We start from the raw sequence: 12370 nt of genomic DNA, 5'->3' as shown, positions 1-12370 counted from the left end.
CTAAGTCATTGAGGCAGGTTTCATACAGGCAAGAAACCTATCGAGCAGTGACATCTTTATAAGCAATTCCACGCCGATATCCAAGGATAAAAGTTTGAACTGCCTAAAGCGCCCAGATACGCTGAGCTAAAAGCCGCTGGCACTACAGGGATTGTTAACAAAATGAGATCAATGACTTTATCCGTTCTTCGGCAAACTGGCGCCGCATTGGCGTTCATGGCGTCCGTAGGGATTGCAAGTGCCGAACCAATGCACGGCATTGCGATGTATGGCGAACCCGCCCTGCCCGATGGATTTGTCTCTTTGCCCTATGCAAACCCAGATGCACCCAAAGGCGGCACAATGGTCACCGCCGAGGTTGGCGGCTTTGATAGTCTTAACCCATATGTCGATAGCGGCCGCGTGCCGTGGCAATTGTCATATCTGATCGGTGAAAGCCTGATGGGTCGTTCGCTGGATGAACCGTTTTCGCTGTACGGTCTATTGGCCGAAAGCGTCGAAACCGATGAAGACCGCAAATGGGTTGAATTCACTTTGCGCCCAGAGGCCGCATTTTCAGACGGCACACCAGTGACCGTTGACGATGTGATCTGGTCCTATGAAATTCTAGGCACCCAAGGCCACGGGCGTTATCGCAGTTTCTGGTCCCAAGTCGAAACGATTGAGGCAACCGGCGAACGCAGTGTTCGTATCACGTTCAACACCGACAACCGCGAGCTGGCATTGATCGCAGGTATGCGTCCGATCTTGCAAAAAGCTCAATTCGAAGGTGTTGATTTCGCCAACGAAGGACCAGACATGATCCCGATCACGTCGGCGCCTTACACCATCACAGACTATGAACTGGGCCAATATGTCGAACTGACCCGTAACCCTGACTATTGGGGCGCTGATGTTCCGTTCCGTCAGGGGATCGCCAACCTAGACACATTGCGTTTGGAATTTTTTGGCGATGAAACCCCTGCATTCGAAGCGTTCAAAACCGGCGACGTTCATTTCACACGTGAATTCAGCGAAAGCCGTTGGGAAAGCCAATATAATTTCCCGCGCGTCCAATCGGGCGAAGTGGTTAAGGAAATCCTGACCCATCAACGTCCATCCGGTATGACAGGCTTTGCGATGAACACCCGCCGCGCGCCATTTGATGATTGGCGCATCCGCGAGGCGTTGATTACTGCGTTCAATTTCGAATTCATCAACGAAACGATCACTGGCGGCCAACAGCCGCGCATCACATCCTACTTCTCAAACTCGCCTTTGGGGATGCAGGACGGCCCAGCGACAGGACGTGTGTTAGAGTTTTTGGAACCCTACGCCGATCAGTTACTTCCGGGCACGATCGAAGGCTACGCATTGCCACAGACCGATGGGTCTGAAAATGACCGCCGTAGCCTGCGTGCAGCGCTAGCATTGTTTGCCGAGGCTGGATGGACCCCTGATGACAGCGGAACATTACGCAACGGTGCGGGTGACGCGCTGGAATTTGAAATCCTGATGAAAACAGGGTCCAGCGAAACAGAATCTATCGCGGATATGTATATCCAGACCTTGTCGCGGTTAGGGATCGACGCGCGTTTAACCAATGTAGACAGCGCACAATATGTGCAACGGTCGGACGCTTATGATTTCGATATGATCTATTATCGCCGGGGGCTATCGTTATCGCCAGGGAATGAACAATACGCCTATTTCGGTACCGAATATTCTGACACACAAGGTGGTCGGAACCTGATGGGCGCTAATAGCCCCGCGATTGATGCGATGATCACGCATCTTTTAACATCGGAAAGCCAATCTGACTTTATCGCGGCTGCGCGGGCTCTTGACCGCACCCTGACAGCTGGGCGATATGTTATCCCGTTCTACCAATGGAATATCAGTCGGATTGCATATGACCAAAACCTGCATCACCCCGAAAACATCCCAATCTTTGGCGACTGGCCCGGCTGGCAGCCGGATGTCTGGTGGTATGAAGAGTAAGGTCGCGCTGATCGCAGCGCTGGCATTTTTGGCTGGTTGCAACACGGTCGCAGGCGTCGGTGACGATATATCCGAAACCGCGCGAACCGTTCAAACCTGGTTCTGATATTAGGCCCCTCGGGGCCTTTTATTTTACGTGATCGACGTGACCCACAGAATTGTCGCATCTTCGGTGCTGGTCGAAATGACGTTGTGCCCCATTGATGCATCGTAATACGCGCTGTCCCCGCGTTTCATATCGATGGGTTCGTAAAATTCGGTATAGAGTTTGATTGTGCCCGTTAGAACGTACAAAAACTCTTCGCCGTCGTGGCGGACCCAACCATCAAAATCATCCATGTCACGGGCGCGGATACGGGCCCGATACGGCAGCATGGATTTTTTGGTCAGCTGATCCGCCAGCAATTCATGCTCATAGGTCGTCGTGATCTGTCGATTGCCTTCGCCCGATTTGGTCGACACCATACGGCCATTTACCTGATCTTTGCTGGGCGGCGTGAATAGCTGCGGTACGGAAATTTCCAATCCAACTGCCAGTTTCTTTAGCGCCTCATAGGTGGGTGACATCTGGCCATTTTCAATCTTTGACAATGTCGAACGCGCAAGGCCCGCATGCTGGGCAGCTTGTTCCAACGTCCAATCGCGTTCTTTACGCAGTTCGCGCACGCGCGCCCCCAAATCCAGTGGCGCAGCCGTATCTGCATCACCAGAGGCACGCGCAAGTCGGATCAGGCTCCCATTGTCGGTATTTGTCATTTTGTGTTCAACCTATCTCCGCGAATACCGGCTATTCCTATACTACCATTTGCGGCGATCAAATAGGCCCGTTACAACACAGCAGACCGCACAGGCATTAGCTGACAAAATTGGAAGATGATTATGGTAAAACTCGATATTTTCGCTGATCCAGCCTGCCCTTGGTGTTACGTGGGCAAAGCCTATTTGGATCGCGCATTGGAAAAATCGGGAGACCATCCGTTCGTTGTCGAATGGCACCCCTTTGTGTTAAATCCAGATATGCCAGCCGAAGGTATGGATCGGGCTGTTTATCTGGAAATTGTGTTTGGTTCCAAAGAAAAAGCCGTCGAAGCGCATGTAGAATTGATGGATCATGCAGCAAAGGCTGGAATTTCTTTTGATTTCGAAAAAATCAAACGGTCGCCGAATACGTTGGACGCCCATCGATTGGTGTATTGGGCCGGTCTGGAATCCAAACAGACCCCAACGATGACCGCGTTAATGCAGGCCTATTGGCGCGATGGTCGCGATATCTCTGACCACGAAGTTTTATGCGACGTTGGTGATAGTGTTGGGCTGGATGCCTCTGTTATTGCGCGACTTTTAAAAACAGACTCTGACATTGAAAGCATTCAGCGGCGCGATGCGCATAGCCGCGAAATGGGCGTGAAATCTGTCCCGACATATATCGTGGCAGGTCAACACGCCGTACCGGGTGCCCAGAATACCGAGCTATGGATGAACGTTATTTCTGACATTCAAAAACTGCTAAAAGAGCAACCCGCACAGGATTGATAAATTGAATAAAATTACAATCGACGCCAATGGCAAAGCCAGCGTCGAATTCATCGCTTTGATGGCAACGCTGACAGCGATGGTCGCATTCAGCATCGATTCCATGCTGCCCGCACAGCAAATTATTGCGGATGAATTATCACCAGATGCGCCGCAGCTGGCGCAGTTAATCGTGACGATCTTTTTGCTGGGCCTTGGTATTGGGACGTTATTGGTTGGTCCGATCTCGGATCGGTTTGGGCGGCGTCCTGTCATGATTGGTGGCGCGGTTTTATACATCGGCGGCGCCGTTTTGGGGTATTTCGCGAATTCCATGACTGTGCTGTTGGTGGCGCGATTGATAATGGGCATCGGGTCGGCTGGTCCGCGCATCATGGTCGTTGCGGTCGTACGCGACCGTTTCTCGGGCCGTGAAATGGCGTCGGTCATGTCGTTCATCATGATGATTTTCGGCGTCGTGCCCGCTATTGGCCCTACAGTTGGCGCTGGTTTGATCGCGTGGGGCGGGTGGCGGTTTTCCTTTGTTGCTTTTGTGGTCTTTGCCGCCGTAGGGGCGATTTGGGCCTTTGGCCGATTGCCTGAAACCCTAGCTGCCCAAAACCGCCGTGAACTGGCAGCGCGGCCGATTATCGTCGCGATCAAAGAAATCGTTTCGAACCCAATCGTGATGATTGCGACGATCATTCAAACGTTGGTTTCGGCGATGTTGTTTACTGTTCTGTCAACAACCCAGCCGATTTTTGAAACCGTTTTTGACAAAGGCGCGCAATTTCCGATGTGGTTCGCCGTGATCGCGATTACTGCAATGGCGGCATCGCCTATTAACGCTCGTCTTGTGCCACGATTGGGTATGCGGAAAATTCTGATCGCCGCGCTGTCCGTTCAATCCGCTGTAACGCTGATTGTTGCTGCGGTCATGATGTTGGATCTGCCAATATCGGTCGCGTTTCCGATCTACCTGATCTGGACAATTGGTATCTTTTTCCAGAACGGCTTTACGCTGGGCAACCTAACCGCCATCGCGATGGAGCCGCTGGGTCACATCGCAGGTGTTGCAGCATCAGTCATTTTGGCTATTGCGACCATCGCATCTTCAGTTTTGGCGATCATTATCGGTCAAATCGTTGGCGTTTCGATTACGACATTGGCCGCAATGTTGTTTCCGCTCGCTGCAATCAGCCTTGGACTAATGTTCGTCATAAAACGGTAATCAGACCTTTTTCTTGGCCTCGGCCAATTTTTCAGCAAGATCACGGGCAATAGCAAATGCGCCCTTGATCTTGTCTGCGTCAGATTTCCAATCGCGGCGAATGACAATTTTGTTGTCTTTGACTTTTGCCAGACCTTTTTGTGCGGTGATGAATTCGACCAATCCTTCGGGGGATGCGAATTTATCGTTATGGAACCGAATAGTCGCGCCTTTGGGTCCGCCATCCAGGTGACTGATCCCTGCCCGTTTACACATCGCTTTGATGCGCACGATCAGCATGAGGGTGTTTACCTCTTTGGGCAGTTTGCCAAAGCGGTCGATCAGTTCAGCAGCAAAGCCTTCCAACTCGACCTTTTTCGTCAAGCTGGACAGGCGACGATATAGACCCAGACGGACATCTAGGTCGGGAACGTAATCTTCGGGGATCAGCACCGATACACCCAAATTGATCTGAGGCGCCCACTGGCCGTCGTTGTCTGACAACGTAACATTGCCCGATTTAATCTTGGCGATCTCGTCTTCCAACATCTGCTGGTACAGTTCGAACCCGACCTCGTTGATGTGGCCTGATTGTTCTTCGCCCAGCAGGTTACCGGCCCCGCGAATATCCAGATCCTGCGATGCCAGCGTGAAACCAGCGCCCAAGGTATCCAAACTACCCAAGACCCGTAGCCTTTTTTCAGCCTGCGGCGTCAGTTTCGCCCGAGGTTTGGTCGTGAGGTACGCATAAGCGCGCGTTTTCGAACGCCCGACACGGCCACGGATCTGGTACAACTGCGACAGGCCGAACATATCGGCGCGATGAACGATCATCGTGTTCGCCGTGGGAATATCCAATCCGCTTTCAACGATCGTCGTGGCGATCAACACATCGTATTTGCCGTCATAAAACGCGTTCATCCGGTCGTCCAATTCGCCCGCCGCCATTTGTCCATTGGCGACGACATAGGTCACCTCTGGCACCTCGCGTTTGATCCAATCCTCCATCTCGGCCAGATCGGAAACGCGCGGCACGACCAAGAAGGACTGACCACCACGATAATGTTCGCGCAACAGCGCCTCGCGGATGGTGATCGTGTCCCATTCGCTGACATAGGTGCGGATCGCCAAACGGTCGATTGGCGGCGTGCCGATGACCGACAATTCGCGCACACCGGACAACGACAGTTGCAGCGTTCGCGGAATCGGCGTCGCGGTCAGGGTCAGAACGTGAATATCCGAACGCATTTGTTTCAAACGCTCTTTATGCTGAACGCCGAAATGCTGTTCTTCGTCGATGATCAACAGGCCGAGGTTTTTGAAATTCACCGTTTTGGACAGCAGCGCATGGGTGCCGACGACGATATCAACCTGCCCGTTTGCAATGCCTTCACGGGTTTTGTTCGCTTCTTTGGTGGACACAAAGCGGGACAACGGCGCGACGTTGATCGGGAAACCGCGGAATCGTTCGGCAAAGCCTTTGTAGTGTTGGCGGGCTAGCAATGTGGTAGGCGCGACAATCGCCACCTGTACGCCGGACATCGCGGCGACAAAAGCCGCGCGGATCGCGACCTCGGTCTTACCAAACCCGACGTCACCGCAAATCAACCGGTCCATCGGGCGGCCAGAATCCAGATCGTCCAGAACGTCTGAAATCGCCTGTAGCTGATCATCGGTTTCAGCGTATGGAAAACGGGCAAGGAATTGATCCCACATGCCATCGGGCGGCGTCAAAACGGGTGCCTTGCGCAATTCCCGTTCGGCAGCCACGCGGATCAAACGTTCGGCCATCTGGCGAATGCGTTCTTTCATCCGCGCCTTTTTGGCCTGCCACGCACCGCCGCCTAGTTTGTCCAGTAGCCCTGTTTCATGGCCATAGCGCGACAGTAGCTCAATGTTTTCGACAGGCAGATAGAGCTTTGATCCTTCGGCATATTCCAGCAGGATACATTCGTGCGCTGCGCCCAACGCTTTGACGACTTCCAGCCCCATATACCGGCCAACGCCGTGATCGACGTGAACAACCAAATCGCCCGGCGTGAGGCTTTGGGTTTCGGTCAGGAAATTTTCCGCTTTGCGTTTCTTTTTCGACTGACGGATCAGACGGTCGCCCAACACGTCTTGTTCAGATATGACCGTCAGGTTGTTGGTTTCAAAACCTTTTTCCAAAGGCCAAATGGCCAAGTGGATGCCAGATTTCCCAACGCGAGCGTAATTTTTGACGGGGATAACCTCGCCCAGCCCTTCGTCCTCTAACAGACCGGTTAGGCGTTCGCGGGCACCTTCTGAATAAGACGCAATAACAACTGGGCCTTCGGCCAGACGTTTCTTAACATGATCGGCCAAGGCACCGAAAAGGCTGATGTTTTCTTGTTGGCGCTCAGGTGCAAAATCGCGGCCAATTCGTCCACCTGCGTCAATAACGCCCAAACCCGTCGATTGTTTGAGAGGTTTGAAATCCAAAATGCGCCGCCCAGAAACGGCATCCGTCCAAGCCGCATCATCCAGATACATCGTTCGCGGCGGCGCAGGTTTGTAAACGCTATCGATGCGCCCCTTTTGGGACATCGCAATCTTGCGTGTCTCGTAGGCATCGTCGATCATCGTCCAGCGTGCATCGCGCGCCGCATCTATTTGATCATCAAAGGTAATCGTTGCTTTAGGTACGTAATCAAACAGGGTTTCCAAACGGTCATGAAAGAAGCCAAGCCAATGTTCCGCGCCTGAATGTTTACGGCCTGCGCTGATGGCTTCGTACAATGGATCATCAGTACCCGCTGCCCCAAATTCTATGCGATAATTCTGGCGGAAACGCGTGATGGCTGCATCGTCCAGAATAACCTCGGACACTGGCGCCAATTCGATTATATCCAGCTTTTCGATGGTTCGCTGCGTAGCAGGGTCAAACCTGCGGGCGCTGTCCAATACATCACCGAACAGATCTAGGCGAACGGGGCCGCTTTCCCCTGGTGGGAAAATATCAATAATACCGCCGCGGACCGCATAATCACCTGGTTCCATCACGGTCGGAGATTGAGTAAATCCCATCCGAACCAAATACTTACGCAACCCTTCTTCATCCATCCGATGATTTACACGAGCGGTAAAGGACGCGGATTTCAAAACATCGCGCGCTGGAATTTTCTGGGTTGCAGCATTTAGTGTGGTCAGAACAACAAACTTAGCTGGCATCCCATGACACAGCGCCGCCAAGGTTGCCATCCGTGCAGCAGACACGTCGGCATTCGGCGATACGCGATCATATGGCAGACAGTCCCACGCGGGAAAAACCACGACAGGCATGTCAGGCGCAAAGAACGAAATCGCAGCCTGTATTTCGGTCAGCCGCCTGTCGTCGCGTGCGACATGCAGAACAGGAGCATTCGATTTTTCAATTTCATTCAGGATAAGCTGGGCGTCAAAACCTTCTGGCGCGCCGCAGACCGTGATGTGAGAGTTCTGAGCCATGCGCGAGACCTATCTTGCCCGTCAGCGAAGTCAATCAGAAGCCGTAGGCTCCGCCTAAGTTTTGGTACATACCAAAAATGGCAGTCACAAAAATCGACGCCATTCCAATAAATTGCGTGTAAGTCCTATGCCTTCGCAATCGACCGAACAATGTGGTTTTGTCTAACCCTTCAGCCTCTATCGCGTAGGCGGTGAAAATCGACAACAGGCCCACCAATGTCATAGGAAAGGCCATTAAAATCACCGCTTGTGCGAATTCGATGTGATAAAATGCGGCTAGTATGAATAGCCCAGTCAAAACAAAGGTCACAAATCCCGTTAGCCATAAACCAGACCCACGTGCGATAAATAGCAAACGGTTTACGTTGACGCGGACGATGGATTGCAGATCGTCAAACGCTTCGCCGCCTTCACGCGCTGCACGTTGGATCAGGTCAAACGGAACGCCTAGGACGTAATGCGATGCGGTCGACCACATAACGGCCAGCGCGATCCAGTACCACAGGTTTGAAAATGACCGCAGGTCGATGACTTCGAAAATCGTTTGCGTCAGGTTCACGTATAGCGTCCGTTCATTGTTTGTGTCGGACACTATCGACCCAAATCACCAAAGCCCAGACTTGTTCCCGTCAAAAATCCGTGGCACCCATGATTTGTGACATGAAAGGCCCGTTATGAAACCAACCGTCGCTCCGTATCCTACGTCTCGTCTGCGCCGTTTGCGCAAATCCCCCAGCATCCGCGCCATGGTGCGCGAGAACACCCTTACGCCGGATGATTTTATCTGGCCTGTGTTTTTGATGGATGGCGAAGACGACGAGACTCCGATCCCATCTATGCCAGGTGTGCGGCGCCAAACGATTGATCGCGTTGTCAAATCGGCTGCGATGGCATCGGATCTGGGCATCCCTGCTATGTGCCTGTTTCCATACACCGCGATGGAGCATCGGACTGAAGATTGCGCAATGGCATGGTCGCCCGACAATCTGACAAATCAGGCGATCCGCGCGATCAAAGACGAAGTTCCTGAAATGACGGTGATGACGGACATCGCGCTGGACCCCTACAACATCAACGGTCACGATGGTTACGTCGACAACGGTGAAATCCTGAACGATGAAACGGTTGATGCGCTGGTAAAAATGGCATTGGCGCAGGCCGAGGCTGGAGCCGACATCCTTGGCCCATCCGACATGATGGATGGCCGTATCGGCGCGATCCGTTCTGCGCTAGAAAGCGAAGGACATCAGAATGTTGCGATCCTTTCTTATACTGCGAAATACGCCAGCGGATTTTATGGGCCGTTCCGCGACGCGGTCGGCGCGTCGGGTGCATTGAAAGGCGATAAAAAGACCTATCAAATGGATCCTGCCAATTCCGAAGAGGCGATGCGCCTTGTCGAACGCGACCTTATGGAAGGCGCTGACATGATCATGGTCAAACCGGGTATGCCCTATCTGGATATTTGCCAACGCGTGAAATCTACCTTCGGCGTGCCAACCTTTGCCTATCAGGTGTCGGGTGAATACGCGATGATCCAAGCGGCCGTTCAAAACGGCTGGCTGGACGGCGAAAAGGTCATGCTGGAAAGCCTGATGTGTTTTAAACGCGCGGGCTGTGACGGTATCTTGACGTATTTCGCCCCCGAAGCCGCCCGTATACTGAACGGTTAACCGCCGACATACAGGTTGTGGATGACAGAAACCGCGCAGCAGCGTATAGTTGCGCGGGCAGAGCGGAAAAATCCGCCATACAAGAGGCAAGAGCAATGACCCTTATCACTCGTCGTAATTTCGGGCTGGGCGCGGCTGCGGCTACGCTATCGGCCTGTTCAAACGGGATCGGAACAAATGGTGCGGCAACGATCGACGCCCGCGTCGATTCCACGTTGTCCTATATGTATAGCCGGTACCCTGGCACCCGTGATCTGATGCTGAAATCCGCCGGTATGTTGGTTATGCCACTGATAACCGAAGTTGGTTTGGGCTTTGGTGGCGCATACGGCCGCGGTGCCCTGCGGATTGGGCAAACAACGGTTGATTACTATTCCGCCGCCAGCGCTAGTGCCGGCTTGCAGCTCGGAGGTCAGCAATACAGCCACGTTCTGTTTTTCATGACAGAAGAAGCATTGATGGATTTCCGCCAATCGTCTGGCTGGGCCGCTGGTGCAGATATGGAATATGCACTGAACGATCAGGGCGAAAACATCCGTGCAGAAACAACAACGTCGCTGGCCCCTGTGATCGCGGTCGTGTTTGGTCAGGCTGGGTTCCGCGTTGGTGCGACGCTTGAAGGTACGAAATACACACGCGTCCTGCCCTAAATCCAATCTGGTTTATAAATATCTTGCTTGTCCACATCGGTGGGCAGGCATTGTTGTCCTCGTGCATATAGTCGGGCGCCCAACTCGCGTGCTGAGGCAGCAAGCGCAGGATTGTCACAATGCGCAACACCACCCAAACGCTTGAACAACGCTTGTTGAACTTCAACTGCCCCGCCACAATAACGCGCAAGCAGATCAACTGACGTGTAGAACGCGCGATGCAGTTCAAAAACGGGCATCCAAACGCGGTCGCAGGTTGGACTGACTTGGTCAGGCGTTTCGTAAATCACCGACATAATTCGGTCCATCATCCAGATTGCGGTGCCCGGATCATTTACCCCCGGAGACATGGCTTTCACCCCGATCTCTGCCAGCATCACCATTCCGATTTCAGGATCTTGGGGGATATCGCGGTGTAGTCCGATATCGACAAAACGTTTGATCGCGTTCTTGATCGTATCAATGTCGCCAGAGATATGCCCGATCACTTCGCCTTGGTTCACGTAATCGCCAGGTTTGACGGTTAGCCAAATATATCCCTGACAATCGGTCGCGGCTGTTTGCAAGGCATGTGTCAAAATGCGAACGATATATCCCGAACGCTCTGACCGTACGGTAATGGCGTCTGCGGGAATAATCACATCAGGCGTTAGGGGATTTGCCGACAGCGCAGGATGTTTCACACACTCGTGCATGGCGCGCTGTGTGTCGTCGCGAATAGTATTTGCCGTTTGTTCCAAACTGCCAAAGGTTTGCAGATGCAAAACCCACCGCAGGATTGTGGCCACGATCATCACAATCACGACAATCGTCATTGCGAATAGAACGACGATTTCACCTTCGGAAAAAAATGGCGTGTGCAGCAAAATGATCGACAGTAGCGCGTAAATATACGCCCCGACAAAGGTCGCTAAAACGGTCTGTGTGCGTGTGTCTTTCAACTGAACACGGTGCGCGCGCGGCGTCCATTGCGATGCAACAGAACGATAGACGGACACCATGACCGACAACGAAAATGTCGTAACCGCCAACATGGACGACGCGATGATCGTTAGCAGGGCATCAACAGCCTCGGCCCCGATTTTTTCGCTGACACCATCGGGTATAACCCCCCCGAATAATTTTGCCGTCGGCACGGCGATTACTGCCAATCCACCGACCAGCATGACTCTCCATGCGAGTTGCTGAAATAATAGACGAAGCCGTTGTAATATCGATAAAATCAAAATTGCACCTAATTGAATTACACTGATGATAGAACGACCATCCGTGTTGCCAATGGCGAAAAGGAAATCCTATGACCGCAATCCTATTTCCTGCCTCTGGTCTGTCGTCGCGGATGGGTGGGCAAGATAAATTGACCCGTGAAATTGACGGCGTTCCGATTTTGCTACGACAAGTTCAGCGTGGATTAGAAACGGGGTGTTCGGTTTATGTTGCGGTTCCATCAATGGACCATCCACGCGCGCAGCTATTAAAAGGTTCGGGGGCTAACTGCGTTTTAGGCAGCAAAGCGGGGTTGTCTGACACCCTAAGGATGGCGGTGGCGGCAATGCCAAACAGAGACTTGATGATCTGCCTACCTGATATGCCAGATATCCGAGCCGCCGATTTCACACGCTTAATCCAGATCCGCGATACAAATCCTGATTACCTGATTTGGCGCTATGGATGTGACGGCCGATTGGGGCATCCAATCCTATTTTCATCAGCTTTATTACGGTTGTTTCGCCAGCTGAGCGGCGACCACGGTGCCGCAGAGATAGTGCAAGCACACAAGGAACAGATGTGTGTTATTGACCAAGACGACGAACGATATCTGCGGGATTTAGATACCATGGACGATTGGCTCAGATATGAAAAAAGCCGGCGATAAC

At 52.6% G+C, this 12370-nt stretch carries 11 protein-coding genes; 7 read left to right on the top strand and 4 right to left on the bottom strand.

From position 1 onward, the window contains the following. The first annotated feature begins 162 nt into the window (after positions 1 to 162). On the top strand, positions 163 to 1980 hold the full coding sequence (locus BVC71_RS04950; protein ID WP_420845595.1) for an extracellular solute-binding protein: 1818 nt from the start codon (positions 163 to 165) through the stop codon (positions 1978 to 1980). Further along, positions 1970 to 2086, top strand: a complete 117-nt coding sequence (locus tag BVC71_RS04945; protein ID WP_086450479.1) for an entericidin EcnA/B family protein — start codon at positions 1970 to 1972, stop codon at positions 2084 to 2086. Before BVC71_RS04950 ends, BVC71_RS04945 begins: the two co-directional genes overlap by 11 nt. Positions 2087 to 2112: 26 nt before the next feature. Here BVC71_RS04945 and BVC71_RS04940 read toward each other — a convergent pair whose 3' ends face one another. Further along, positions 2113 to 2736, bottom strand: coding sequence for a helix-turn-helix domain-containing protein (locus BVC71_RS04940; RefSeq protein WP_086450478.1), 624 nt, complete (start codon positions 2734 to 2736; stop codon positions 2113 to 2115). A 117-nt stretch (positions 2737 to 2853) separates the two neighbouring features. Between BVC71_RS04940 and BVC71_RS04935 the strand changes: the two genes are divergently transcribed. Both BVC71_RS04935 and BVC71_RS04930 read left to right on the top strand, forming a co-directional pair. Continuing rightward, a complete protein-coding gene (locus BVC71_RS04935; protein ID WP_086450477.1) occupies positions 2854 to 3513 on the top strand; it encodes a DsbA family oxidoreductase in 660 nt (219 codons plus the stop codon). 4 nt (positions 3514 to 3517) lie between these two features. Next, on the top strand, positions 3518 to 4723 hold the full coding sequence (locus BVC71_RS04930; protein ID WP_086450476.1) for an MFS transporter: 1206 nt from the start codon (positions 3518 to 3520) through the stop codon (positions 4721 to 4723). On the opposite strand, the gene mfd is transcribed toward BVC71_RS04930, so the two are convergent. Both mfd and BVC71_RS04920 read right to left on the bottom strand, forming a co-directional pair. Further along, a complete protein-coding gene (mfd, locus tag BVC71_RS04925) occupies positions 4724 to 8170 on the bottom strand; it encodes a transcription-repair coupling factor (protein WP_086450475.1) in 3447 nt (1148 codons plus the stop codon). A gap of 34 nt (positions 8171 to 8204) precedes the next feature. Continuing rightward, positions 8205 to 8729, bottom strand: a complete 525-nt coding sequence (locus BVC71_RS04920) for a component of SufBCD complex (RefSeq protein ID WP_086450691.1) — start codon at positions 8727 to 8729, stop codon at positions 8205 to 8207. Positions 8730 to 8844: 115 nt separating this feature from the next. On the opposite strand from BVC71_RS04920, the gene hemB reads away from it, so the two are divergent. Together hemB and BVC71_RS04910 are read left to right on the top strand one after the other, a co-directional pair. Then, positions 8845 to 9843 (top strand): porphobilinogen synthase, encoded by a 999-nt coding sequence (hemB, locus tag BVC71_RS04915; protein ID WP_086450474.1) that lies wholly within the window; start codon positions 8845 to 8847, stop codon positions 9841 to 9843. A gap of 95 nt (positions 9844 to 9938) precedes the next feature. Further along, on the top strand, positions 9939 to 10493 hold the full coding sequence (locus tag BVC71_RS04910; protein ID WP_086450473.1) for a lipid-binding SYLF domain-containing protein: 555 nt from the start codon (positions 9939 to 9941) through the stop codon (positions 10491 to 10493). On the opposite strand, the gene BVC71_RS04905 is transcribed toward BVC71_RS04910, so the two are convergent. After that, positions 10490 to 11659: a DUF2254 domain-containing protein gene (locus BVC71_RS04905; protein WP_086450472.1), complete on the bottom strand. Its 1170-nt coding sequence runs from the start codon at positions 11657 to 11659 to the stop codon at positions 10490 to 10492. The genes BVC71_RS04910 and BVC71_RS04905 overlap by 4 nt on opposite strands. A 131-nt stretch (positions 11660 to 11790) precedes the next feature. Here BVC71_RS04905 and BVC71_RS04900 point away from each other — a divergent pair, with 131 nt between their 5' ends. Next, the gene (locus BVC71_RS04900) at positions 11791 to 12369 is read left to right on the top strand and encodes a nucleotidyltransferase family protein (protein WP_086450471.1); all 579 of its coding nucleotides are present in this window, start codon (positions 11791 to 11793) and stop codon (positions 12367 to 12369) included. Position 12370: the final 1 nt, after the last annotated feature.

The sequence above is a fragment of the Marivivens niveibacter genome, from assembly GCF_002150005.2.
Lineage (GTDB): Bacteria > Pseudomonadota > Alphaproteobacteria > Rhodobacterales > Rhodobacteraceae > Marivivens > Marivivens niveibacter.
This window is presented reverse-complemented; position numbering and strand designations above follow the sequence as displayed.